24 protein-coding genes and 2 pseudogenes are annotated in these 25,085 nt (G+C 66.7%); 23 read left to right on the top strand and 3 right to left on the bottom strand.

Annotation, left to right across the window (positions count from 1 at the left end; all coding sequences use genetic code 11):
• From AAG689_RS04640 to AAG689_RS04715, 16 genes and pseudogenes are all read left to right on the top strand, one after another.
• A complete protein-coding gene (locus tag AAG689_RS04640) occupies positions 1 to 993 on the top strand; it encodes a hypothetical protein (protein WP_406624934.1) in 993 nt (330 codons plus the stop codon).
• Positions 993 to 1,601 (top strand): DUF4376 domain-containing protein, encoded by a 609-nt coding sequence (locus AAG689_RS04645; protein WP_406624935.1) that lies wholly within the window; start codon positions 993 to 995, stop codon positions 1,599 to 1,601. The genes AAG689_RS04640 and AAG689_RS04645 overlap by 1 nt, the downstream gene beginning before the upstream one ends.
• A gap of 2 nt (positions 1,602 to 1,603) precedes the next feature.
• Positions 1,604 to 1,810, top strand: coding sequence for a hypothetical protein (locus AAG689_RS04650; protein ID WP_406624936.1), 207 nt, complete (start codon positions 1,604 to 1,606; stop codon positions 1,808 to 1,810).
• On the top strand, positions 1,807 to 2,445 hold the full coding sequence (locus tag AAG689_RS04655; RefSeq protein WP_406624937.1) for a lysozyme: 639 nt from the start codon (positions 1,807 to 1,809) through the stop codon (positions 2,443 to 2,445). Before AAG689_RS04650 ends, AAG689_RS04655 begins: the two co-directional genes overlap by 4 nt.
• A 42-nt stretch (positions 2,446 to 2,487) precedes the next feature.
• A complete protein-coding gene (locus tag AAG689_RS04660) occupies positions 2,488 to 2,949 on the top strand; it encodes an XF1762 family protein (RefSeq protein ID WP_406624938.1) in 462 nt (153 codons plus the stop codon).
• The gene (locus AAG689_RS04665; RefSeq protein ID WP_406624939.1) at positions 2,946 to 3,491 is read left to right on the top strand and encodes a hypothetical protein; all 546 of its coding nucleotides are present in this window, start codon (positions 2,946 to 2,948) and stop codon (positions 3,489 to 3,491) included. Before AAG689_RS04660 ends, AAG689_RS04665 begins: the two co-directional genes overlap by 4 nt.
• A 92-nt stretch (positions 3,492 to 3,583) precedes the next feature.
• On the top strand, positions 3,584 to 4,423 hold the full coding sequence (locus tag AAG689_RS04670) for a hypothetical protein (protein WP_406624940.1): 840 nt from the start codon (positions 3,584 to 3,586) through the stop codon (positions 4,421 to 4,423).
• 177 nt (positions 4,424 to 4,600) lie between these two features.
• Positions 4,601 to 4,873: a hypothetical protein gene (locus tag AAG689_RS04675; RefSeq protein WP_406624941.1), complete on the top strand. Its 273-nt coding sequence runs from the start codon at positions 4,601 to 4,603 to the stop codon at positions 4,871 to 4,873.
• A complete protein-coding gene (locus tag AAG689_RS04680) occupies positions 4,870 to 5,139 on the top strand; it encodes a hypothetical protein (protein ID WP_406624942.1) in 270 nt (89 codons plus the stop codon). Before AAG689_RS04675 ends, AAG689_RS04680 begins: the two co-directional genes overlap by 4 nt.
• A 591-nt stretch (positions 5,140 to 5,730) precedes the next feature.
• On the top strand, positions 5,731 to 5,946 hold the full coding sequence (locus AAG689_RS04685; RefSeq protein WP_406624943.1) for a hypothetical protein: 216 nt from the start codon (positions 5,731 to 5,733) through the stop codon (positions 5,944 to 5,946).
• A 65-nt stretch (positions 5,947 to 6,011) separates the two neighbouring features.
• Positions 6,012 to 7,184: a glutamine-hydrolyzing carbamoyl-phosphate synthase small subunit gene (carA, locus tag AAG689_RS04690; RefSeq protein WP_406624944.1), complete on the top strand. Its 1,173-nt coding sequence runs from the start codon at positions 6,012 to 6,014 to the stop codon at positions 7,182 to 7,184.
• A gap of 16 nt (positions 7,185 to 7,200) precedes the next feature.
• On the top strand, positions 7,201 to 7,584 hold the full coding sequence (locus AAG689_RS04695) for a hypothetical protein (RefSeq protein WP_406624945.1): 384 nt from the start codon (positions 7,201 to 7,203) through the stop codon (positions 7,582 to 7,584).
• A gap of 11 nt (positions 7,585 to 7,595) precedes the next feature.
• Positions 7,596 to 10,837, top strand: a pseudogene (gene carB / locus AAG689_RS04700) (carbamoyl-phosphate synthase large subunit).
• Between the two features lie 104 nt (positions 10,838 to 10,941).
• The gene (greA, locus tag AAG689_RS04705) at positions 10,942 to 11,418 is read left to right on the top strand and encodes a transcription elongation factor GreA (protein ID WP_406624946.1); all 477 of its coding nucleotides are present in this window, start codon (positions 10,942 to 10,944) and stop codon (positions 11,416 to 11,418) included.
• Positions 11,419 to 11,420: 2 nt separating this feature from the next.
• Positions 11,421 to 11,834, top strand: coding sequence for a DUF4149 domain-containing protein (locus AAG689_RS04710; protein WP_406624947.1), 414 nt, complete (start codon positions 11,421 to 11,423; stop codon positions 11,832 to 11,834).
• 2 nt (positions 11,835 to 11,836) lie between these two features.
• A pseudogene (locus AAG689_RS04715) lies at positions 11,837 to 12,705 on the top strand (Kdo hydroxylase family protein).
• A 12-nt stretch (positions 12,706 to 12,717) separates the two neighbouring features.
• Here AAG689_RS04715 and AAG689_RS04720 read toward each other — a convergent pair.
• Complete coding sequence (locus AAG689_RS04720; protein WP_406626292.1) at positions 12,718 to 13,440, bottom strand: glycosyltransferase; 723 nt, start codon at positions 13,438 to 13,440, stop codon at positions 12,718 to 12,720.
• A gap of 46 nt (positions 13,441 to 13,486) precedes the next feature.
• Complete coding sequence (locus AAG689_RS04725; protein WP_020231024.1) at positions 13,487 to 13,960, bottom strand: YhbY family RNA-binding protein; 474 nt, start codon at positions 13,958 to 13,960, stop codon at positions 13,487 to 13,489.
• Between the two features lie 21 nt (positions 13,961 to 13,981).
• On the opposite strand from AAG689_RS04725, the gene AAG689_RS04730 reads away from it, so the two are divergent.
• The 4 genes from AAG689_RS04730 to glmM all read left to right on the top strand — a co-directional run bounded on the left by AAG689_RS04730 (position 13,982) and on the right by glmM (position 18,951).
• The gene (locus AAG689_RS04730) at positions 13,982 to 14,644 is read left to right on the top strand and encodes an RlmE family RNA methyltransferase (RefSeq protein ID WP_406624948.1); all 663 of its coding nucleotides are present in this window, start codon (positions 13,982 to 13,984) and stop codon (positions 14,642 to 14,644) included.
• A gap of 130 nt (positions 14,645 to 14,774) precedes the next feature.
• Positions 14,775 to 16,694 (top strand): ATP-dependent zinc metalloprotease FtsH, encoded by a 1,920-nt coding sequence (gene ftsH, locus AAG689_RS04735; protein ID WP_406624949.1) that lies wholly within the window; start codon positions 14,775 to 14,777, stop codon positions 16,692 to 16,694.
• A 65-nt stretch (positions 16,695 to 16,759) separates the two neighbouring features.
• On the top strand, positions 16,760 to 17,620 hold the full coding sequence (gene folP / locus AAG689_RS04740; RefSeq protein ID WP_406624950.1) for a dihydropteroate synthase: 861 nt from the start codon (positions 16,760 to 16,762) through the stop codon (positions 17,618 to 17,620).
• A complete protein-coding gene (gene glmM / locus AAG689_RS04745; RefSeq protein WP_406624951.1) occupies positions 17,617 to 18,951 on the top strand; it encodes a phosphoglucosamine mutase in 1,335 nt (444 codons plus the stop codon). The genes folP and glmM overlap by 4 nt, the downstream gene beginning before the upstream one ends.
• Before the next feature lie 69 nt (positions 18,952 to 19,020).
• On the opposite strand, the gene AAG689_RS04750 is transcribed toward glmM, so the two are convergent.
• The gene (locus AAG689_RS04750) at positions 19,021 to 21,243 is read right to left on the bottom strand and encodes an EAL domain-containing protein (RefSeq protein ID WP_406624952.1); all 2,223 of its coding nucleotides are present in this window, start codon (positions 21,241 to 21,243) and stop codon (positions 19,021 to 19,023) included.
• Between the two features lie 246 nt (positions 21,244 to 21,489).
• Here AAG689_RS04750 and AAG689_RS04755 point away from each other — a divergent pair, with 246 nt between their 5' ends.
• From AAG689_RS04755 to AAG689_RS04765, 3 genes are all read left to right on the top strand, one after another.
• Complete coding sequence (locus AAG689_RS04755) at positions 21,490 to 22,326, top strand: GNAT family N-acetyltransferase (protein WP_406624953.1); 837 nt, start codon at positions 21,490 to 21,492, stop codon at positions 22,324 to 22,326.
• Between the two features lie 104 nt (positions 22,327 to 22,430).
• Positions 22,431 to 24,584 (top strand): polyphosphate kinase 1, encoded by a 2,154-nt coding sequence (gene ppk1, locus AAG689_RS04760; protein ID WP_406624954.1) that lies wholly within the window; start codon positions 22,431 to 22,433, stop codon positions 24,582 to 24,584.
• A complete protein-coding gene (locus AAG689_RS04765) occupies positions 24,581 to 25,045 on the top strand; it encodes a SixA phosphatase family protein (RefSeq protein WP_406624955.1) in 465 nt (154 codons plus the stop codon). Before ppk1 ends, AAG689_RS04765 begins: the two co-directional genes overlap by 4 nt.
• The last annotated feature ends 40 nt before the right edge of the window (positions 25,046 to 25,085 follow it).

A 25,085-nucleotide genomic window follows, 5' to 3' on the forward strand; every position in this document is an offset into this window, starting at 1 on the left:
ATGCCGAGCGCTGCACTTACGCTCACAGGCCTGTCCGGACCGTTCACGAACCTTGCTTCGCTGACGACGGATAACACCACTGAATCGGTGGCCACTACGGCGGCCAACGCATCCATCAACCTGTCATTCAGCACCAACGCGGGCTCTGTCATCCCGGCGGGCAACGTGGTGCTGGGCATCGAAGTGATCATCAAAGGCGGCCTGCCATCGAACCAGGTCACCGGGAACAAGATCGAGTTCACGGCCGCCATCAGCATGCCGGCCGTGAACCTCACCGGCGTGCAAGCTGCCTACACCCGAGGCGGTGCAGCGAATCCCATGGGGGTCACAGACAAATCGCAGCTCGCCGCGCTCGTGCTGCGCTTCACTGCCGGTCCGCAATCCACTACGTGGTACATGCGCTATGTCGGAATCACGATCCACTACGGACCGCCGCCAGACCCGACGCTGCTGAGCGTCGATATTTACCCGTCCTCGATCATTTGGGCTGAGGGATTCACGCAAGCCGAGTTCGCAAAGGCGATCGATCCCTATCCCTCCGCGACGTCTGGCGTGTACACGGGCAGCACGCCGGTGAACGGCACGATCGGCGGCAACGTGCGCATGCCGTTCAGCGCCCATCTCCCCGCGGACGCTGTGGTGCAGTCCCTCTCCATCTTCGTGATGGCCAGGACCAGCGTGGCGGGCCACATGCAGTTCGGGTTCTTCACTCCATACAACCCTGCAGGGCCTACCTCGGTGTGGATAGCGGAACCGCGGCAGAACATCGTCACGACCGATGCCTGGTACGAGTTCGGCATGACCGGCGCCGAGCTGCTGGCCGAAGGGTGGACCACGGCAAAGCTGCGCGACGACGCGAACAACGAGTGGCGCTTCGGCCTCATATCCACGAACGCGACTTCCACGACGACGACGTGGCACTACGTGCTGGTTCGCGTGTTCTACAAACTGCCGGCCCCCAGCAACGTCCTTTTCTTCGGGGAGAACTTCTGATGTTCTACGAACCCACCACCGGCCGCGAGTTCGCATCGATTTCGGTCTTCCGACTGGCATATCGCTCCACCTCGTTCGGCGAACTCGCCACCGAAGCAGAGCGCAACGCGGCGGGCCTCTACACCCTGACGGACGAGCAGCCCGAGCACCACCCCGCCACGCATGTGCTGCAGCCGGGCGGCATCGAGGCGCGCGGCGCAGCGTGGGTGCGTGTCTGGCAGGCCCAGCCGCTGCCCGTCGAGGACGTGCGCGCCAACCTGCAGCGCGCTGTCACGGACATGCGCTGGCAGCGCGAGACGGGCGGCATCACGCTGCCCGGCGGCGTCACGGTCGGCACGGCGATAGACGATCAGAACCGGATCACCAGCGTGATCGCGAACGCCCAGGCCGCGGGCGTGGAGTCGGTGGACTTCAAGGCTTCCAGCGGCTGGTTGACGCTCACCGTAGCGGAAGTGCAGGCCATCGCCGCGGCCATCGCAGTGCACGTCCAAGCCTGCTTCAGCTCGGAACGTGCCCACCATGAGGCGATCGCGGCGGCCAGCGCCGATGACCTGCAGGTCTACGACATCGAGGCGGGCTGGCCCAGTTCATCCGAGGAGATCGCATAGCCATGAACGAAAACGAAACGAAAGTGGCGGCCTTCAAGATTGCCTTGCTCACGTTCGCGGGAGCAGTCGCCGAGATCACACTGGAGCGCTGGCTGACCATCGCAATCCTGGTCTACACCCTCGCGCAACTCTACTTCTTGGTGCGCGACAAGTGGTGGCGGGACCCGCAGCGCAAGGCCCGTAAAGGGCGCAAGGAGTGCGAAGGATGAGCGCCGTCCCAGACAAGCTGCGCGCCAGCCTTGCCGCGCTGGCGCTGCTGACCAGCATTGGCGGTGGCACCTGGGCGGTGAGCGAGGCCGCCCGCCTGGAGTCCGAGCGCAATGCCTACATCCAGGCCGTGGCCACCGACCCCACCACGAGCGCGGCCGTGAAGGTGGCCATGGTCATGGGCTCTTACTACGAGAGCAGCGGCAAGCACATCGGCACGCCCTATGTGGACAAGCTGGGCAAGGGCCAGCCCCTGACGGTGTGCAACGGCATCACGGGCGAGGGCGTGGTGGCGGGCCGCTGGTACAGCCCCGGCGACTGCTACCTGCTGGAGCGCAAGCGCTATCTGCAGGCTGAGCGTGAGGCGCAGGCGCTGTTGACGTACTGGCGCGGCTATGACCCGTTCGTCCAAGGCACGTTCATCGACTTCGTGCACAACAAAGGCAGCGCGCACCTTGCCGCCAGCACGATGCGCCGCAAGGCCAACGCCGGGGACTTGGCGGGCGCATGCCGCGAGAACCCGCGCTGGAACCGGGGCACGGTCAAGGGCGTGTCCACGGTGCTGCCGGGCCTGCAGTTGCGCGGCGACGCCAACGACGAGATCTGCCGCGAGTGGCGCGTGGGAGGCATGCCATGAACCCGATCCTGCTGGCCATGTGGTGGTACTGGTGGAGGGGCCTTGATCGAACTGCGCCCCATCACCAAGGCTGACGCCAGCAGCTTCATCAAGACCCACCATCGTCACCACGGCGTGCCGGTGGGCGCGTTGTGGTGGCAGGCGAGCCACGACGATACAGGCGATCTCGTGGGGGTGGCCGTCACGGGCCGCCCGGTGGCGCGTGCGCTGGATGACGGCCTGACATGCGAAGTCACGCGGCTTTGCACAGATGGCACACCGAACGCCTGCAGCATGCTCTACGCGGCATCGCGGCGGGTTGCGGAGGCAAAGGGGTTCCGGCGCGGCCTGACTTACATCCTGGCCAGTGAGGGTGGCGCCAGCCTGCGCGCTGCAGGGTGGCGTCCACTGTGGCGCGTCAAAGGCCGCTCATGGGATTGCCCGAGCCGGCCACGCACTGACAAGCATCCCACCGAGGACAAGCAGGCCTGGGGCTGGGGTGCATGGCCGAAGGAGGCCGAATGATCCTCGACAAGCTCAAGGCCTACGGCTTTCAGGTTGCGTGCATCGCACTGCTGGCCTTGGTGCTGGCGCAGACATGGCGGCTGCACAGCGAGCAGATGGCGCATGCCCAACTGCGCGCCACCGTGGCCGAGGCCGAACGCGCGCGCGCCACCGCCGCGCTCAAGCACGAGGCCGCAACCAGCCTTAAAGAATTCGGCCATGCAGCCGCTACCCGGGAGATATCCGATGCCTTCACGACTTCGCAACCTGTGCGCGACGCCATTGCTCGCGCTGATGCTGCTCGCACTGACCGGCTGCGCACAGACGCCGAGCGCCGAGCCGCCACTTATCGCGCGATGGCCGAGGCCGGCGCCGCTGCCTGCCGCGATCTTGCAGATCGACACGCAGCCCTCGACGCGCACGTTGTCCGCGGGGCAGGAGTGGTTGCAGGACTCCGAACTGATCTTGTCCGGCGCGATGCCGAGGTAGTGCTGCTGCGCGGGCAGATCGACATTGACAGGGACCTGCTGCAGGACACGCGGCTGATGAACTCCGATAAATGATCGTCAAATTCAATTGGAGTTTTTTTATCATCCGGCCCCTAATCTTCTCGCGTCTGCCACGCTATGGCTGATTTATCAAAGAGAGGGTAGCAATGAAGAGGTTCATCATTGGGATAGTAGGTGGCTTGTTGGCTCTGGGGGCACATTCGCAGATATGGATATATTCACCAATATTCAAAAATGCTGGAATGTATGAGCTGGATGACTGTAGGGTGCCCGAGGGAGTCAAGTTTGCTAGATTTTATTCTTCGCCTCATAATCAAACAAAAGTCGAGCGATATGTGAAATTCCGCAATGAGGTTGAGACATATAAAATGGTGGGAACTCCTACGGCAAAAAATCCGGAGAAGGTCATCGTCCACGGACCGACTCAGACGCAAAAATGCACGACTGGTGCCGATCCCTATGGAAAATACCAGTCCCTATCGTTCAAGCTGCGGACATGGAACTTTTATAGTACACCGACTGGAAATCATATCGCCATGATGATGCGTGGCGCTTACAGCAACATGGATGTGGTTGGTCAAGAGCAGTATACCGGGGCAGGTCTGGCGCTATTCGGATCATCCGATCCTGGTGGTAGTGTGATGGGGGAGTATTTTCGGCATCCAGGCGGTAATTATATGGAGCCGATAAGCGCTGCGCAGAAACAATTTAAATTGAATGATGGAGTGACTTATCAATTCAACGTGCATTCGGCTCCTACTGGAATCTCCTATTCCGTAACAAATACCATTACAAATGAGGTGCTGCCATGGCATCACTTTGCAACCTACGATGTCAATAACCCGTCAGCACGTCCCATGCTATTTGATTCGGGAATGGTCTTCGCAGTGCTGTGTAACGATGGTGTTGGCGCTTCCTGTATGGATGGGGGTGGCGAGTTTTCGGTGGATATCTGGGACATCCACTCTGGATGGTTCACGCCGTAGTCGGTGCGACGCTCCTCCTGAGAGGGGCGCCGCGGCTCTTTGGGGGCAGGCGGCCGGGTTCTCGCCTTCCAGCGTGCGTAACGCCTACGAGGGCAAGGCCGCCATCGTGGGCCACGACCGCGCGCTGGCTCAGATCGGCGAGTTGGAAGAAGCCTACTTCGAAGTTCGGCTGGCCTGATGGATCAGGTCGCCATCGCCGTGCTCGGCGCGCTGGCCGCCTGGCTGTCCCAGGCCCGTGGCGCGCAGGCGCGGCGGTGGGCGCCCGTCTTTGGCATGCTCGGGCAGCCGTTCTGGTTCTACGCTTCGTGGAAGGCCCAGCAGTGGGGCATCTTCGCGGTGTCGGTGCTGTACGCGCTGGCGTGGATGAAGGGGCTGTGGGTGTACTGGATAGCGCCCCAGCAGGGCGGGGTGGATACCATCCAGCTTTCACCCGACAGCAAGCGCCCATGATCCTGACCCTTCAAATCAGCAAGATCGAGCCCGGCCACTACCACGCTGCAGTCCTGAACGGCCGTTCGGAGATGGATGAATGGGAAGCCTCCGGCATCGGGGAGACCATCCGGCAATGCGCCCAAGTGAAGATGCCCGAGCTGTCGGGCTTTCACATCTGGTATGAGCACGTTTGCGCGGGCACGGTGCCGCTCCAGAAGATGCGCATCGGCCCCGAGGGCATCGCGCAGCGGCTCATGACGCTCCATGGCTCCATCCGGGGCTGAACTTGCTGGATATTGGGTTGGTTGACAGTTCGCCGAATCTGCAAGGTTCGCAGGTTGACAGATCGGCCGTTCTGCAAGGTCGAGCCCCACCTCGACCCTCCCAGATTTCGAAATTTCGAAATTTCGAAATTTTTGGGACAGAGCAAAGGGATCAGAACTGATCTGACCCTTTTGCAACTCGCTGAAAGATAGTCGCAAAGCGTTGCACTCCACAGTGCATCGCCCGGGGGCAGAGCACCACCTCGACTCTGGGCGTGTTAATTTTCCCCGCCTACGTTGTAGGTCTAAAAAATTAACATGGGCGGCTACGCGCGGACCGGTGTCCGCTCCTGCGCCGGGTGAGCGCGGCAGGCCACTCGCTCTCGCGCCGCGCCCGGGCGGCGCTACCCTCGCGTTGGAGCCGCGCCAGAGCAAGGGTAGAACGGCAAGCTACCAACTCCCGCGCCGCCCTCCAGGGAACTCTTTGGGGAACTTGCTGTAGATCGTTGTCGGGGGATGGGGTGCGCTTTCCTCTGGAGCCCCGACATTTTCCGACTACAATGCCCCTCAGAAGTGGTTCGAGTCCAATCGCGCCTACCATTTTCTCTCCTCGTGGAAGTGACCAGCTTCCACGGCACGCAGGAGAGTTCAGCCTTCCTTTTTCCTTTCGCCTTGCGACGTCTTGGTGCATTCGTGCGCCAGGTTGCTATCCCTGTGCCGGGCGCGGGGCTTGGGGAAGCGCCCGGCAACTGGAAGCCGACGCGCTACAATAGGAGGCTTTCCCGCAAAAAACGTCGCCCGGCCGCATCCAAAGCAATCTTCAACTAGCAGCAGTCCTCAGGAACCGTCTTCCCGAGGGCTCCCGGGCGACCCGCAACCCATCGGAGAACCCAGTGCTTTTGTCTCTCAAGGGAACCTTCCCTCCCGCCATCCTGGCGCTTGCAGACGGCACGGTCTTTATCGGCAACTCGATCGGTGCCACCAGCACCACCGTCGGCGAAGTGGTGTTCAACACCGCCATCACCGGCTACCAGGAAATCCTCACCGACCCCAGCTACTGCCAGCAGATCGTCACCCTGACGTATCCGCACATCGGCAACTACGGCGTCAACAGCGAGGACATCGAGGCCGACAAGGTCCATGCCGCAGGCCTCGTCATCAAGGACCTGCCCCTGGTCGCGAGCAACTTCCGCCAGGCCGAGACCCTGTCCCAGTACCTCGTGCGCACCGACACGGTGGCCATCGCCAACATCGACACGCGCAAGCTGACCCGCCTGTTGCGTGAGAAGGGGGCGCAGAACGGCGTCATCGTCGGGCTGGCCCTGGGCGAAGCCGTGACGCAGGCGCGCATCGACGAAGCCGTGGCGGCCGCCCAGGCCGCGCCGAGCATGAACGGCCTGGACCTGGCCAAGGTCGTGAGCACGTCCGCCACCTACGCCTGGGACCAGACCGAGTGGAAACTGGGCGAGGGCTACGGCACGCAGGACGCGCCGCGCTTCCATGTGGTGGCTTACGACTACGGCGTGAAGCTGAACATCCTGCGCATGCTGGCCGAGCGCGGCTGCAAGCTCACCGTGGTGCCGGCGCAGACACCCGCGGCCGACGTCCTGGCGATGAATCCCGATGGCGTGTTCCTGTCCAACGGCCCCGGCGACCCGGCTGCCTGCGCCTATGCCATCGCGGCCGTGCAGCAGATCGTTGCCAGCGGCGTGCCCACCTTCGGCATCTGTCTGGGGCACCAGATCATGGCGCTGGCCGCTGGTGCCAAGACCTTCAAGATGGACAACAGCCACCACGGCGCCAACCATCCCGTGAAGGACCTGGACAGCGGCCGTGTCAGCATCACGAGCCAGAACCACGGTTTCGCGGTGGACATGGCCACGCTGCCCGAGACGCTGCGCGCTACCCACATCAGCCTGTTCGACGGCACGCTGCAGGGGCTGGAGCACAAGGACAAGCCCGCCTTCTGCTTCCAGGGCCACCCCGAGGCCTCGCCGGGCCCGCACGACATCGCCTACCTGTTCGACCGCTTCACGGCGCTCATGCAGGCTGCCAAGGCCAAGTGAAGGAAATCCTGGCGCCATGAAACTCTTCAGCTTCCCGGCCGCGGCGCTCGAGAAGGCGATCCACAAGCGCATGCTCACGCTGCCCGCGCCGCACCGCGAATGGTTCGCCGAACGCTGGCAGCAAAAGCCCTACAAGAAGGCGTTCGTGGAGAACAAGGCCATGCCGCTGGTCACGCTGATCGCCAAGGGCAAGACCTGGGATAACGCCACCTTCGCCGAAGGCCTGCGCGAATGGGGCGTGACCTTCTACGAGGCCGAAGCCGAGGTGCTGCGCCCGCTGGTGCAGGGCGATGGCCTGATCCAGCTCATGCAGAAGAACCTGCCCGCCGAGCGCGCCCAGGCGCTGCTGGACCGGCTTGACGCACGGCGCCCCGTGGCAGTTTCCGCCGCCACCGACTGAACCGATACACCATGCCAAAACGCACAGACATCAAGAGCATCCTCATCATCGGCGCCGGCCCGATCATCATCGGCCAGGCGTGCGAGTTCGACTACTCCGGCGTACAGGCCTGCAAGGCGCTGCGCGAGGAAGGCTACCGCGTCATCCTGATCAACAGCAACCCCGCCACGATCATGACCGACCCGGCCACGGCCGACGTGACCTACATCGAGCCCATCACCTGGCAGACGGTCGAGAAGATCATCGCCAAGGAGCGGCCCGACGCCATCCTGCCCACCATGGGCGGCCAGACCGCGCTGAACTGCGCACTGGACCTGTGGCGCAACGGGGTGCTGCACAAGTACAAGGTCGAGCTGATCGGCGCCACGCCCGAGGCCATCGACAAGGCCGAGGACCGCCTGAAGTTCAAGGACGCGATGACGCGCATCGGCCTGGGCTCGGCGCGCTCGGGCATTGCGCATTCGATGGACGAAGCCTGGGCCGTGCAGAAGAACGTGGGCTTTCCCACCGTCATCCGCCCCAGCTTCACGCTGGGCGGCACGGGCGGCGGCATCGCCTACAACCCGGAAGAGTTCGAAACCATCTGCAAGCGCGGCCTGGAAGCCTCGCCGACCAACGAGTTGCTGATCGAGGAATCGCTGCTCGGCTGGAAGGAGTACGAGATGGAGGTGGTGCGCGATAAGGCGGACAACTGCATCATCATCTGCTCCATCGAGAACCTGGACCCGATGGGCGTGCACACCGGCGACTCGATCACCGTGGCACCGGCGCAGACGCTGACGGACAAGGAATACCAGATCATGCGCAACGCGTCGCTGGCGGTGCTGCGCGAAATCGGCGTGGACACGGGCGGCTCCAACGTGCAGTTCTCGGTGAACCCGAAGGACGGCCGCATGATCGTGATCGAGATGAACCCGCGCGTGTCGCGTTCGTCGGCGCTGGCTTCCAAGGCCACGGGCTTCCCGATCGCCAAGGTCGCGGCCAAGCTGGCCGTGGGGTACACGCTCGATGAACTCAAGAACGAGATCACTGGCGGCGCGACGCCCGCGAGCTTCGAGCCGAGCATTGACTACGTGGTCACCAAGATTCCACGTTTCGCGTTCGAGAAGTTCCCCGCCGCCGACAGCCGCCTGACCACGCAGATGAAATCCGTGGGCGAGGTCATGGCCATGGGCCGCACGTTCCAGGAATCGTTCCAGAAGGCCCTGCGCGGCCTCGAAGTGGGCGTGGACGGCATGAACGAGAAGACGCAGGACCGCGAACTGCTCGAGAAGGAACTCGGCGAGCCCGGCCCCGAGCGCATCTGGTACGTGGGCGATGCGTTCGCCATGGGCCTGTCCGTCGATGAAGTGCACGACCTCACCAAGATCGACAAGTGGTTCCTGGTGCAGATCGAGGAGATCGTGAAGATCGAACTCGATCTGGACAAGCTCGCGGAAGAAAAGGGCGATGCCGCGCTGGCCGCCCTGGATGCCGACACGCTGCGCGCGCTCAAGAAGAAGGGCTTCTCCGACCGGCGCCTCGCCAAGCTGCTCAAGACGACCGAGAAGGCCGTGCGCACTGCCCGCCGCGCATTGAACGTGCGCCCGGTCTACAAGCGCGTGGATACCTGCGCGGCCGAGTTCGCCACCAACACGGCCTACATGTACTCGACCTACGAGGACGAGTGCGAGGCAGCGCCCACGGACAAGAAAAGATCATGGTGCTGGGCGGCGGGCCCAACCGCATCGGCCAAGGCATCGAGTTCGACTACTGCTGCGTGCATGCGGCACTGGCGATGCGCGAGGACGGGTACGAGACCATCATGGTCAACTGCAACCCCGAGACCGTCTCGACCGACTACGACACCTCAGACCGCCTGTATTTCGAGCCCCTCACGCTCGAAGACGTGCTGGAGATCGTGGACAAGGAAAAGCCCGCGGGCGTGATCGTGCAGTACGGCGGCCAGACGCCTTTGAAGCTGGCACTGGGCTTGGAAGCCGAGGGCGTGCCGATCATCGGCACCTCGCCCGACATGATCGATGCCGCCGAGGACCGCGAGCGCTTCCAGAAGCTGCTCAACGACCTCGGCCTGCGCCAGCCGCCCAACGCTACGGCCCGCACCGAGTCCGAGGCGCTGGAAAAGGCCGCCGCGCTGGGCTACCCCCTGGTAGTGCGCCCCAGCTACGTGCTGGGCGGCCGTGCCATGGAAATCGTGCACGAGCAGCGCGACCTGGAGCGCTACATGCGCGAGGCCGTGAAGGTGAGCAACGACTCGCCCGTGCTGCTCGACCGCTTCCTGAACGACGCCATCGAGTGCGACGTGGACTGCCTGCGCGACCCCGAGGGCAAGGTCTTCATCGGCGGCGTGATGGAGCACATCGAGCAGGCGGGTGTGCACTCGGGCGACTCCGCGTGCTCGCTGCCGCCGTACTACCTCAAGCAGGCCACCATCGACGAACTCAAGCGCCAGACCGCCGCGATGGCGCAAGGGCTGAACGTGGTCGGCCTGATGAACGTGCAGTTCGCCATCCAGGAAAAGGACGGCCAGGATGTGATCTACGTGCTCGAAGTGAACCCGCGCGCTTCGCGCACGGTGCCCTTCGTCAGCAAGGCCACGGGCATCCAGCTCGCCAAGGTGGCCGCGCGCTGCATGGCGGGCCAGACGCTGGCGGCGCAAGGCATCACGCAGGAAGTGACGCCGCCATACTTCAGCGTGAAGGAGGCCGTGTTCCCGTTCGTGAAGTTCCCTGGCGTCGACACCATCCTCGGCCCCGAGATGAAGTCCACGGGCGAGGTCATGGGCGTGGGCAAGACCTTCGGCGAGGCGTTCGTCAAGAGCCAGCTCGGCGCGGGCACCAAGCTGCCCACCTCGGGCAAGGTGTTCCTGACGGTGAAGAACGGCGACAAGCCGCGCGCCGTGGCGATCGCGCGCCAGCTGGTGGAACTGGGCTTCGAACTCGTGGCCACCAAGGGCACGGCGGCCGCCATCGCCGAGGCCGGCGTGCCGGTGACGGTGGTCAACAAGGTGACCGAGGGCCGCCCGCACATCGTGGACATGATCAAGATGGGCGAAATCGCCATGGTCATCAACACGGTGGAAGAGCGCCGCAACGCCATCGCCGATTCGCGCCAGATCCGCACCAGCTCGCTGCTGGCGCGCGTGACGACGTTCACGACCATCTTCGGCGCCGAGGCGGCCGTGGAAGGCATGAAGTACCTCGACAAGCTCGATGTGTACTCGGTGCAGGAGCTGCATGCCCAACTGGCCTGACGGCCTGGCTTGATCTTGCCGCCGCACGCGGCATAATCAAGCGCTGAACTGAAACCGCCGCCCGGCAACGCGCGGCGGTTTCCTTTTCACGGAGACTTTTTCCCATGGCCACCATTCCCATCACCAAGCGCGGCGCCGAGAAGCTCAAGGAAGAGCTGCACCGCCTCAAGACCGTCGACCGGCCCGCGGTGATCAACGCCATCGCCGAGGCGCGTGCCCAGGGCGATTTGAGCGAGAACGCCGAGTACGAGGCAGCCAAGGACCGCCAGGGCTTCATCGAGGGCCGCATCCAGGAGGTGGAGGGCAAGCTCTCCGCCGCGCAGATCATCGACCCCTCGGCGCTCGACGCGGGCGGCCGCGTGGTCTTCGGCGCCACCGTGGAACTGGAGGACGAGGACAGCGGCGACACGGTGAAGTACCAGATCGTCGGCGAGGACGAGGCCGACCTGAAGCTGGGCCTCATCAACGTCTCCAGCCCCATCGCCCGCGCGCTCATCGGCAAGGAAGAGGGCGACACCGCCGAAGTGCAGGCCCCGGGCGGCGTGCGCCGCTACGAAGTGGTGGCCGTCAGCTACCTCTGAGCATGTACGAACGCCTGCCCGTGCTGGCCGCCGCCCTCTGGTGGGGCAGCCTGTCGGCCATCGGCTTCGTGGCCGTGCCGCTGCTGTTCGCGCACCTGCCCACGCCGGCCATGGCGGGCCACATGGCGGCCAAGCTGTTCGCGGCGCAGACTTACATTTCGATAGCGGCTTGCGCTTGCCTGCTGGTGCTTTCCAAGCGAAAACATGCCGAAAAGACCGAACAATGGGCGCAAGCAGCTATGGTTTTTGTGATCCTCGGCCTGCTGCTGGCCCTGCTGGTGCAGTACGGCGTGGCGCCGCGCATCGTGGCGCGCGAGAATCTGCGGCTGTGGCACGGCGTGGGCAGCGGCATGTATTTCGTCCAATGGCTGTGCGCGGGCATCACGTTGTGGAAGACGGCGAAGCAAGGGAGTTAGCCATGGAATCCCAGGTCATCCGTATCGAGGGCAGCGACTGGCAGGCCGTGCAGGGCAATGACGCCTGGCGCGCGGCGCTGGAGGCCGGCAAGGTGCTGTTCTTTCCAAGCCTGGGCTTCGAACTGCAGCCCGAGGAGCGCCCGCTGCTGCGTCCCGACGTGCGCGACCCCGGCGCGCGCAACATCAGCCTGAACGTCGACGGCAGCCTCAAGGGCGCGGCGGGCGACGCCGCCACGCAGGCCCTGCTGGCGGGCATGATCGGGCGCTTCCGCCAGCAGGCGCTGGGCCTGGTCGATGCGCTGCTGCCCCACTACACCTCCGCGCTGCGCATGGCGCCGACCAGCTACCGTCCCATGCAGGTGGAAAGCCGCCAGCAGTCCTGGCGCGCCGACGACCGGCGCCTGCATGTGGACGCCTTCCCTCGCGCCCCAACTACGGCGAGCGCATCCTGCGCGTGTTCGCCAACGTCAATCCCGACGGCGTGCCGCGCGTGTGGCGCGTGGGCGAGCCCTTCGAGACGGTGGCGCGCACGTTCCTGCCCAAGGCCAAGCCGTATTCCGCATGGCAGGCCAAGGTGCTGCAGGCGCTGCATGTGACCAAGTCTTTGCGCAGCGAGTACGACCATCTGATGCTGCAACTGCACGACGGCATGAAGCGTGACATGGCGTACCAGCAGAGCAGCCCGCAGGAAACGGTGCCGTTTCCCGCCGGATCGGTGTGGGTGTGCTTCTCGGACCAGGCCACGCACGCGGTCATGTCGGGCCAGTACATGCTGGAGCAGACGCTGCATCTGCCCGCCGACCACGCCTACGACAAGGAGGCGAGTCCGCTGGCGATCCTCACGCGGCTGACAGGCAGGCAGTTGGTCTGATCACTTGCGCCATCACTCACGCCAGTGCCGGTCGACCCAACTCGCTGGCTTGATGAACCCCATGCGCTTGTTGCGCCGCCCCGCCAGCGCATCGGGCGGGTTGCATTCGCCGTGGAAGATCATGATGCGCGCACCGGCGGGCACGAAAGGCTCGTGCCAGTAGTTGGCGGGCCATGCCGGGATGCCGTGGTACTTGAAGCTCGGGCACCAGCCCTCGGGCCAGTACGAGAGCTTGCCCTGCCGGTTCAGGAATTTCGAGAGGAACGTCTGCTCGTTGCGGTAGTTCGCCTGCACCTCGTCCATGTGCTCGCGGAAGTACGCGAGCACGTCGGCATGCGCACCCAGCTCGAAGCGGTAGACCGACGAGTTGCCCGTGATCCGCCGGCCGAAGCGCCAGAAGCGCGGGTAGTCGTGGATGATGAGGAACTCGCCCGGCTGCTCGAAGAATGCGTCGAGCGAGCCGACGACCACCACGTCCACGTCCAGGAACAGCGCGGTGCCGCGCAGGCCGTGCAGGTCGGCTTCGAACGTGGTGAGTTTCTTCCACGCGCCGTCGCGCTGGCCCGGCGCCAGGTGCAGGTTCAAGGGCGGAATGGGCAGGCACTTCACCTCGGGGCGGATGCCGGTGCCGTCGTCGGTCAGGCAGACGAAGTTGAACTCGCCGCTCAGGTGGCGGCGCACCATGGCGTAGAGGCGGTTGACGTACTCCGGGCCGTACTTGGTGCCCCATTTCATGCAGAGCACATGGCGCTGGGCGGCAACCCGTTGGGCGGCGGTCACGTCAGTCCGCCTGGCGCTTCTTCACCGATTTCTGCTTGGGCTTGGCGCGCTTGATCTGGCCGCCCGCCGTGAGGCGCTGGTTGCCGAGCACGCGCAACTGCTTCACCTCGGGCTTCTGGCCGGCGCGCTTGCTGAACTTGAGCACCTTCACGTCGCGTGGACCGGGCATGCGGTCCTCATCGACGGCCTTTTCCTTGGCCGGGATCGGGCGCCAGAGCACGAGCAACTTGCCGATGTGCTGGACGGGCGCGGCGTTCAGGTCGTCGGCCAGCTTCTGGTACATGGCCTCGCGCGCCGCGCGGTCGTCGCCGAACACGCGTACCTTGATGAGGCCGTGGGCGTTCAGGGCCGCGTCGATTTCCTTTTGCACGGCGGGCGTGAGGCCGTCGCCGCCGATCAGGACCACGGGATCGAGGTGGTGGGCGTCGGCGCGGTGTGCGCGGCGCTCGGCGGGCGTCAGTTGGATTTGGGGCATGGGCCGTATTATCTCAATCACATGAAAGCCCAGACGAAAAGCAAAAAAGTGAACAAGGCGTGGCTCAACGACCACGTCAACGATCCTTACGTGAAAGCCGCGCAGAAGGACGGCTACCGCGCGCGCGCCGCCTACAAGCTCAAGGAGATCGACGAGCAGTTCGGCCTCATCCGGACCGGCCACGTGGTGGTGGACCTGGGCAGCAGCCCCGGCGCCTGGAGCCAGTACGTGCGCCGCCGCCTCGCGCCGGGCGGTGCGGCCGCGGGAAGGCTCGACGGAGCCATCATCGCGCTGGACATCCTGCCCATGGAGCCCATCGAGGGCGTGACCTTCCTGCAGGGCGACTTCCGCGAAGAGGAGGTGCTCGCGCGCCTGCAGGAGGCGGTGCAGGGCCGCGCGGTGGATGTGGTGGTGTCCGACATGGCGCCCAACCTCTCGGGCGTGGAATCGGTGGACGCGGTGCGCATCGCGCACCTGATCGAACTGGCCGTGGATTTCGCCGTGCACCACCTCAAGCCCGAGGGGGCGCTGGTCGTGAAGCTGTTCCACGGCAGCGGCTATACGCAGCTGGTGCAGCTCTTCAAGGAGACCTTCCGCGTGGTCAAGCCCGTCAAGCCCAAGGCGTCGCGCGACAAGTCCTCCGAAACCTTCCTGGTGGGCATCGGCCTCAAGCACCCCGCCTGACCATGGCCCGGGGCGGGGTTAATCGCAGGGCCTGCCGGATTGAAAAGCCTAAAATGCGCCCCAAATGCCCTAGGACGCCGCCGTGACACTGTCGTGGCTGTCCATCCGTTTCTGAAATCTGGAGTTCCGCTTGAACAATCAGTGGTTTTCAAAAGTCGCCGTCTGGCTGGTCATCGCCATGGTGCTGTTCACGGTGTTCAAACAGTTCGACACCCGTGCCACCGCGGGCGCCGGAACCGTGGGCTATTCGGAATTCCTGGAAGAAGTGCGCAGCAACCGCATCAAGAGCGCCACCATTCAGGAAGGCCAGGGCGGCACCGAGATCGTCGCCACGACCAACGACGATCGCAAGATCCGCACCACGGCCACCTACCTGGACCGCGGCCTCGTGGGCGACCTGATCAACAACAACGTCAAGTTCGACGTCAAGCCGCGCGAGGAAGGCTCGCTGCTCATGACCCTGCTCGTGAGCTGGGGCCCGATGCTGCTCTTGATCGGCGTGTGGGTCTACTTCATGCGCCAGATGCAGGGCGGCGGCAAGGGCGGCGCGTTCAGCTTCGGCAAGTCCAAGGCGCGCATGCTCGACGAGAACAACAACACCGTCACCTTCGCCGACGTCGCGGGCTGCGACGAGGCCAAGGAAGAGGTGAAGGAAGTCGTCGATTTCCTGAAGGACCCGCAGAAATTCCAGAAGCTCGGCGGCCGCATTCCGCGCGGCCTGCTGCTGGTCGGCCCTCCGGGCACCGGCAAGACGTTGCTGGCCAAGTCCATCGCGGGCGAGGCCAAGGTGCCGTTCTTCTCGATCTCCGGCTCCGATTTCGTGGAAATGTTCGTCGGCGTGGGCGCGGCCCGCGTGCGCGACATGTTCGAGAACGCCAAGAAGAACGCCCCCTGCATCATCTTCATCGATGAAATCGATGCCGTGGGCCGCCAGCGCGGCGCGGGCCTGGGCGGCGGCAACGACGAGCGCGAGCAGACGCTGAACCAGATGCTCGTGGAGATGGACGGCTTCGAGACCAACCTCGGCGTGATCGTCGTGGCTGCGACCAACCGGCCCGACATCCTCGACGCGGCCCTGCTGCGTCCCGGCCGTTTCGACCGTCAGGTCTACGTGACGCTGCCCGACATCCGTGGACGCGAACAGATCCTGGGCGTGCACATGCGCAAGATTCCCGTGGGCCAGGACGTGAACCCCGGCATCATCGCGCGCGGCACGCCGGGCATGTCGGGCGCCGACCTCGCCAACCTCTGCAACGAGGCCGCCCTGATGGCCGCGCGCCGCAATGCGCGCACCGTGGAGATGCAGGACTTCGAGAAGGCCAAGGACAAGATCATCATGGGCCCCGAACGCAAGACCATGGTCATGCCCGAGGAGGAACGCCGCAACACGGCCTACCACGAGGCGGGCCACGCGCTGATCGGCAAGCTGCTGCCCAAATGCGACCCGGTGCACAAGGTCACCATCATCCCGCGCGGCCGTGCGCTGGGCGTGACCATGAGCCTGCCCGAGAAGGACCGTTACTCCTACGACAAGGAGTACATGCTCAACCAGATCGCCATGCTCTTCGGCGGCCGCATCGCCGAGGAAGTGTTCATGCACCAGATGACCACGGGCGCTTCCAACGACTTCGAGCGCGCCACCAACCTGGCGCGCGACATGGTCATGAAGTACGGCATGAGCGAGGCCCTGGGCCCCATGGTCTATGCCGAGAACGAGGGCGAGGTGTTCCTGGGCCGCTCGGTCACCAAGACCACCAACATGAGCGAGCAGACCATGCAGAAGGTGGACGACGAGGTGCGCCGCATCATCGACGAGCAGTACGCACTGGCGCGCAAGCTCATCGAGGACAACCAGGACAAGATGCACGCCATGGCCAAGGCCATGCTGGAGTGGGAAACCATCGACGCCGAGCAGCTCGACGACATCATGGCCGGCCGCGAGCCCCGTCCTCCGAAGGATTGGACACCGCGTACGCCGCCCTCCGGCGGCGACGGGACGAGCGGCGGCACGCCTGCCGTGAAGCCCGATCCCGCGCCTTCGGCGGCCTGATTCGCCGCAACACCATGGAAACGGGGCCTGCGCCCCGTTTTTCTTTCCCTCCTTTTCCGACGACCATGCTCTGGCAGACCTCCCGCTTCGCCGTGGACCTGGCGCGCCCGCAGGTCATGGGCATCGTCAACGCCACCCCCGACTCCTTTTCCGACGGCGGGCAGCATGCCGGCGCGGCGGCGGCGCTGCGGCACTGCGAGCAACTGCTGGAAGAGGGCGCCGACATCCTGGACATCGGCGGCGAATCCACGCGCCCCGGCAGCCCGGCCGTGCCTCTGCAGGAGGAACTGGCCCGCGTGCTGCCGGTGGTCGCCGGCGCCGTGCGGCTCGGCGTGCCCGTATCGGTCGATACCTACAAGCCCGAGGTGATGCAGGCCGCGCTGAACCTGGGTGCCGACATCGTGAACGACATCTGGGCCCTGCGTCAGCCGGGCGCGGCCGAGGCAGTCGCGCGCCACCCCGCCTGCGGGGTGTGCCTCATGCACATGCACCGCGACCCGCAGACCATGCAGGCGGCACCCATGGAAGGCGACGTGGTGCCTCAGGTGCTATCGTTTCTGGAGCTGTCCGCGCAGTCCCTGCAATCGCTGGGGGTCGATAAGGCCCGCATCGTGCTGGACGGCGGCATCGGCTTCGGCAAGACGGTGGCGCAGAATTTCGCACTGCTCGCCCGCCAGCGCGAGCTGCTGGACCTGGGCTACCCGCTGCTGGCCGGCTGGTCGCGCAAGTCGTCGCTCGGCGCGGTCACCGGCCTGCCGGTCGAGGAGCGCCTCGTGCCCAGCGTCGCCGCCGCCGTGCTGGCGGTGGAGCGGGGCGCGCGCATCGTACGCGTGCACGACGTGCGCGCCACCGTGGCGGCGCTAGCCGTGTGGCGCGCCATGCAGCAAGAAGAACCTACGACAACGACACGAGGAGCCCTCCCATGACACGCACCTACTTCGGCACCGACGGCATCCGCGGCACGGTGGGACAGCCTCCCATCACGCCCGACTTCGTGCTGCGCCTGGGCCATGCGGTGGGGCGCGTGCTGCGCCGCACGCAGGAGCGGCCCACGGTGTTGATCGGCAAGGACACGCGGGTGTCCGGCTACATGCTGGAGAGCGCACTGGAGTCCGGCTTCAACTCCGCCGGGGTGGACGTGGTGCTGCTCGGGCCGCTGCCCACGCCCGGCGTGGCCTACCTCACGCGGGCGCAGCGCGCCAGCCTGGGAGCGGTCATCAGCGCCAGCCACAACCCCCATCCGGACAACGGCATCAAGTTCTTCAGCGCCCGGGGCACCAAGCTGCCCGATGCCTGGGAGGCGGAGGTGGAGGCCATGCTCGCGCAGCCGCCCGCGTGGGTGGACTCGGCCGCGCTGGGCAAGGCGCGCCGGCTCGACGACGCCGCAGGCCGCTACATCGAGTTCTGCAAGAGCACCTTCGCTTCGGATCTCACGCTGCGCGGCATCAAGATCGTGGTGGACGCAGCCCATGGCGCGGCCTACCACATCGCGCCCAAGGTGTTCCACGAACTGGGCGCAGAGGTGATCGCCATCGGCTGCGCGCCGGACGGCTTCAACATCAACGACGGCGTGGGTGCCACGCACCCCGAGGCGCTGGTGCGCGCCGTGCGGGCCAACCATGCCGATTACGGCATCGCGCTGGACGGCGATGCCGACCGCCTGCAGATGGTGGACGCCACCGGGCGCCTGTACAACGGCGACGAGCTGCTCTACCTCATGGCCTCCGACCGCCTGGGCCGCGACGAACATGTGCCCGGCGTGGTCGGCACGCTGATGACCAACATGGCCGTGGAGCAGGCCCTGGTGCGGCGCGGCGTGAAGTTCCTGCGCGCCAAGGTGGGCGACCGCTACGTGCTGGAGGAGCTGGCGCGCCAGCGCTGGCTGCTGGGCGGCGAGGGCTCGGGCCACCTGCTGGCGCTGGACCGCCACACCACCGGCGATGGGCTGGTGAGCGCGCTGCAGGTGCTGCAGGCCTGCGTGCGCAGCGAACGCACGCTGGCCGAGCTGCTGGCCGACGTGCCGCTGTTCCCGCAGGTGCTGCTCAACGTGCGCCTGGCGCCCAGCCAGGACTGGAAGGCCAACCCCGTGCTGGCCCAGGCCATCCGCGACGTGGAGGCCGAGCTGGGCGACCACGGCCGCGTGCTGGTGCGCGCCAGCGGCACCGAGCCGCTGCTGCGCGTCATGGTGGAGGCGCGCGACGGTGCGCAGGCCAGCCGGTGTGCTCAGCGCCTGGCCGATGCGGCAAAAGCCGGTTGATGTATCGCTCCTGAAAAGTGAGCTGTTTGCGCTTGCTGGATAAGCGCTAGAGGCCGATTTGGCTTGGATTCAGCCGCGCCGCTGGAGCAGGTAGCTCTCCACGTTGGCGGCCGGCAGCGGCGGGCTGAAGTAGTAGCCCTGGGCCTCGTCGCAGCCCTGGCTGCGCAGGTAGGCCAGCTGGTCTGCCGTCTCCACCCCTTCGGCCGTGGTGCGCATGCCCAGGGCCTGGGCCATGCGGATGATGGCGCTGACGATGGCGCGGTCGTTGCCGTCGTGGTCCAGGTCGCGCACGAAGGACTGGTCGATCTTCAGCTTGTAGAGCTGGAAGCGCTTGAGCTGGCTCAACGACGAATAGCCTGTGCCGAAATCGTCCATGGCCAGGCGCACGCCCTTGGCATGGAGCTGCTCCATGGTAGACATGGCCGAATGCGGATCGTCCACCGCCACGCCCTCGGTCAGCTCCAGCTCCAGCAGGTGGGCCGGCACCGAGAATTCCTGCAGCAGGCGGTCCACCAGGTCCAGGAACTGGGGCTGGCGGAACTGCACGGCCGAGAGGTTGACCGCCATGGTCAGCCAGGGCATGCCCGCCGCGTGCCAGGCGGTGAGCTGGACCAGTGCGGTGCGCAGCACCCATTCGCCGATCTGCAGGATCTGCCCGCTGTCCTCGGCCACGGGGATGAACTCTCCCGGCGACACCTGGCCCAGGTCGGGGTGGTTCCAGCGCAGCAGGGCCTCCACGCTGCGCACAGAGCCCGTGGCGATGGACACCTGAGGCTGGTAGTGCAGCGTGAACTGCCCGCGCTCCAGCGCGCGGCGCAGGGCGTTATCCAGCTGCAGCGCGCGCGTGGACTGGGCCTGCATCTCGGGCGTGAAGAAGCGGAAGGCGTTGCGCCCGTCGGCCTTCGCGCGGTACATGGCCGTGTCCGCCGCCTGGATCAGCGTCTCGAAGTCGCTGCCGTGCTCGGGGAACAGCGAGATGCCCATCGAGGGTGCCACGCACAGCTCGTGGTGCGCGATCTGGAAGGGCTGGCGCGCCGCCTCCTGCACCTTGGCCGCCACGCGGGCCGCGCCCTGGGCGTTGGCGCCGGGCAGCAGCAGCACGAACTCGTCGCCGCCCAGGCGTGAGACCGTGTCGCGCTCGCGCACGATGCCGCGCAGGCGCTTGGCGATCTCCACCAGCAGCGCGTCGCCCACCCGGTGGCCCAGCGAATCGTTCACGTGCTTGAAGTTGTCCAGGTCCAGGAACATCACAGCCAGCGGGCTGCCGCTTTCCTGCGCGCGGCGGATGGCCTCCTGGCTGCGCTCGGCCAGCAGCACGCGGTTGGGCAGCCGGGTGAGCGCGTCGTAGTGCGCCAGCCAGTAGATGCGCTCCTGGTCCTGCTGGCGGTCGTGGATCTCGCGGTGCAGGTCGCGCACCGTCTCGCTCAGCTCGCGCGTGCGGTCGCGCACCTGCTGCTCCAGGTCGCCGTGCATCTGCGCCAGCGCGGCCTGGATGCGCAGGCGTTCGCTGATGTCCATGGCGATCCAGATCGAGCCCTGGGCCACGTTCTGCGGGTCGATGGCCTTGCTGCGCACCTCGCATACGATGGCCCGACCGTCCTTGGCGCGCAGCGTCATCTCGCCCTCGAAGCTCAGGCCCTGGGCCAGGGGCGCGTAGCACTTGCGGCCGGCCTCCTCCCAGTCGGCGTCGCTCAGATACCAGCGCCGCGTGGACAAGCCCAGCAACTCGCCCGGCGCGTAGCCCAGCATCTGCTCGAAATGGCGGTTGCAGCGCGTGAGGCGCCGCTCGCGCAGGAACACGATGCCCACCATGGCGTGGTCGAACAGCACCTGCTTTTCCCGCAGGGCGGCATGGAGCAGGGCCTGGGAGCGCTTCTGCTCGTCGACGTCATCGACGATCCAGATCGAGCCTTCGGAGGTGTCCAGCGGGTTGATCAGCCGGCCCGTGAGGTGGGCCCAGAACAGCTGCCCGTTGCTGCGCCGCATCTGGCGCTCGGTGCGGAAGGCCTGCCCCTGCGACAGCACCGCGAAGGCGGCCCGCCCCAGTTCCCGGAAGGCGTCGCGGTTGGGATGCATGCCCTCGCTGCTGCGCCCCACGGCCTCGGCGGTGCAGGACAGCCCGAAGATTTCCGCATAGCGCTGGTTGCAGCGCACCACCACGCGGTGGCGGATGAAGACGATGCCCACCCCCGCGCTGTCCAGCAAGGTCTGCTGCTCGCGCAGGATGCGCTGCAACGCCATCGTGGAAGACTGCTCTGGCTCCAGCGCCAAGGCGTCCGGCAGGAGTGACATGGACCGGGCGTCCGTGAAAAAGGAAAGGGATGGGGGAGGGTGGAGGAAAACATTAATTTGTACCAAATTGTTGCATCCGAGGCAAGAGGATTTACACCTTCCGCCGCGCGGCGCGGGCGGTCATCGAACGGACATGCGGCCGACACCGCCCTGTCACGCCCGCCCGGCACAGTCCCTGGCAAGAGGTGCGGGGCCTGGCGGACCGAGGGTCCGGGAGCGCCGGCCTTGCACACAAAGGAGTGCCGTATGAGTGACTTGCCTAATCCCACCATGCCCCTGAGCCCCGTCAGCCTGCCCAGGGGGTCGCTTCACCGCCCATGCGGCACGCCGGGTCTGGGCGTCGGTGCGCAGCCGCACGGCGGCGTGGAGGTGGCGTGGGCGCGGCACCTCGATGAAGTCCGCGAAGCGCAGCGGCTGAGGTTCCAGGTCTTCGCCCGGGAGATGGGCGCGCGGCTGCAGACGCCGCTGCCCGGGCACGACGTGGACCTGTTCGACGACTACTGCGAGCACCTGCTGGTACGCGACGCGGCATCGCGCCAGGTGGTCGGCACCTACCGGGTGCTCACGCCCGCGCAGGCGCGCCGCGTGGGCAGCACCTACAGCGACACCGAGTTCGACCTGACCCGCCTGCGCGGCCTGCGCGAGCGCATGGTGGAGCTGGGCCGCAGCTGCGTGCACGCGGAGCACCGCCAGGGCGGCGTGATCATGGCGCTGTGGGGCGCGCTGGCCGACTTCATGGTGCGCAACCGGCTCGACACCATGATCGGCTGCGCCAGCATTCCCATGCTGCACGGCGGCATCGTGAGCGGCGACGTGGCCGCCAGCCTCTGGCGGCAGCTGCGCCAGACGCACATGGCGCCCATCGAGTACCACGTGCTGCCGCGCCTGCCCCTGCCGGTGGAGCGGCTGGACGACAGCCTGCACGTCGAGCCCCCCGCGCTCATCAAGGGCTACCTGCGGCTGGGCACCAAGGTGCTGGGCGCCCCCGCGTGGGACCCGGATTTCAACACCGCCGACCTGCCCATGCTCATGCGCCTGGCGGACCTGCCGTCGCGCTACCGCCGGCATTTCCTGGGCCAGTGAACCGGCGCCCGGCGGCGTCCTGTATGACAAACAGAAGTCCGTGTCATGAAGCTGTCACCAGAACGACCAATACTGGCGGCATCGCCCGTCCTCCGGTTTCCGACATGATGCCCCTGCTGCCCTCCTTGCCCTCCGCTGAACATGCCGTGGATGCCGAGGCGGGCGCGGGCCCCGTGGCGTCCAAGCCGGCCGTGCCCACCGCGCGCGTGGCTCTGCTGGACCGGGACCGCAGCATCCTCGCCTTCAACGAACGGGTGCTGGACTGGGCGGTGCGCGAGGACGTGCCGCTGCTCGAGCGCCTGCGCTACCTGTGCATCGTTTCGTCCAACCTCGACGAGTTCTTCGAAGTGCGGGCGGCGGCCCACCTCGGCGCGGCCCAGGAGGGCAGCGCCAAGGGCGGCTACAGCGCCGGTTCCTTCGCGGCGCTGGCGGCCCAGGCGCACGAGCTGGTGGCGCGCCAGTACGCGCTCTACAACGATTCGCTGGTCCCGGCGTTCGCGGCGCGCGGCATCCGCATCGTCTCCCACGGTGAGCGCACGGCGGCGCAGCGGCGCTGGGTGCGTGAGTATTTCCGGCGCGAGGTGCGCCCGCTGCTGATCCCCGTGGGGCTGGACCCGGCGCACCCGTTCCCGCAGGTGGCCAACAAGTCGCTGAACTTCATCGTGCGCCTGCGCGGCGGCGACGCCTTCGGGCGCGAGAACGAGATCGCCATCGTCAAGGTGCCCCGGGCCCTGCCGCGGCTCATGCGGCTGCCCGCGCACGTGGCGCCGGCGGGCCTGCAGTTCGTCAGCCTGTCGAGCATCATCCGCACCCACCTGGCCGACCTGTTCCCGGGGCGGCAGGTGTATGAGTTCTCGCAGTTCCGCGTCACGCGCCACTCGGACCTGGCGGTGGACGAGGAGGACGTGCGCAATTTGCGCACCGCGCTGCGCCAGGGGCTGCAGCACCGCCACTACGGCCAGGCCGTGCGGCTGGAGGTGTCGGCCGGCTGCTCGCCTTTCTTGGCGGACTTCCTGCAGTCGCAGTTCGGGCTGCCGGCGGAGGCGCTGTACCGCGTGCACGGCCCCGTCAACCTGGTGCGGCTGGGGCAGCTCGTGGACCTCGTCAACGACCCGGCGCTGCTGTTCCCTCCGTGGCGGCCCGCGTGGCCCGCGCAGCTGCCGCAGGCCGGCGCCATCCTGGCGCGGCTGCGCCGGCGCGACCTGCTCATCCACCAGCCGTTCGAGAGCTTCGACGGCGTGCTGGCCTTCCTGCGCGAGGCCGTGGGCGACCCGCAGGTGCTGGCCATCAAGCAGACCATCTACCGCACCGGCGCCGATTCCGAGCTGATGGAGCTGCTGCGCGAGGCCGTGCGCCGCGGCAAGGAGGTGATGGCCGTGGTGGAACTGAAGGCCCGCTTCGACGAGGAGGCCAACATCAACTGGGCCGAGGCGCTGGAGTCCATCGGCGCGCAGGTGGTCTACGGCGTGGTGGGCCTCAAGACCCACGCCAAGATGCTGCTGGTGACCCGGCGCGAGGGCGGCGGCCTGCGCCGCTACGGGCACCTGTCCACCGGCAACTACAACCCCCGCACCGCGCGCCTGTACACCGACCTGAGCTACCTCACCGCCGACGAGCAGACCACGGCCGACATGGACGCGGTCTTCGACCACCTGGCCAACCAGAACCGCCTGCCGCAGCTGCGCCGGCTGGTGCTGGCCCCCTTCGACCTGCAGCGCCGCATGATCGAGAAGATCGACGCCGCGGGGCTGGCGGCCGAGCGCGGCGAGGGCGGGCGCATCGTCGCCAAGATGAACGCGCTGACCGACGAGGCGCTGATCCACGCGCTGGTGCGCGCCGCCCGGCGCGGCGCCAGCGTGGACCTGATCGTGCGCGGTGCCTGCATGCTGCCGGCGCAGGTGCCCGGCGTGACCGACAACATCCGCGTGCGCTCCGTCATCGGCCGCTTCCTGGAGCACACGCGGGTGTTCTATTTCCGCAGCGGCGTGCAGGAGGATCTGTACCTGTCCAGCGCCGACTGGATGAACCGCAACATGCTGCGCCGCGTGGAGATCGCCTGGCCCGTCACCGACCGCAAGCTGCGCCAGCGCATCATCGACGAGTGCCTGGTGGCCTACCTGCACGACGACCGCGACGCCTGGACGCTGCAGAGCGACGGCCGCTACACGCGCGCGCCGTGCGCCCTGGACGGCACGGGCGCGCAGAACGCGCTCATGGCGCGCTACGCGCCGCCGCCCCTAAACCACGGACAACCATGATGGATCTCATACTCTGGCGCCACGCGGAGGCGGAAAACGCACCCGACGGGGGCGAGGACCTGGAGCGGCCCCTCACGCACCGCGGCGAGAAGCAGGCCGCGCGCATGGCCGTCTGGCTCGACCGCCAGCTGCCCGACGGGCTGCGCGTGCTGGCCAGCCCCGCGCGGCGCACCGAGCAGACGGCGCGCGCGCTGGGCCGCAAGGTCAAGCTGCGCGCCGAGCTGCTGCCGGGCGGCAGCCCCGACGAACTGCTGGAGCTGGTCCAATGGCCGCGTGCCCGGGGCGCCGTGCTCGTCGTGGGCCACCAGCCGCTGCTGGGCCAGACCGCTGCGCGCCTACTGGGGCTGCAGGCGCCCCTGTGCGCCATCCGCAAGGGCGCCGTCTGGTGGCTGCGGCACCGCCAGCGCCAGGAAACCGAGGAAACCCTGCTGATGGCGGTGCAGTCGCCGGACTTCCTTTAGCTACTGGAACAATAGCTGCTTGCGCTTGCTGGAAAAGCGC

Origin of the sequence: Acidovorax sp. SDU_ACID1 (genome assembly GCF_045291395.1) — a bacterium.
Taxonomy (GTDB): Bacteria; Pseudomonadota; Gammaproteobacteria; order Burkholderiales; family Burkholderiaceae_C; genus MR-S7.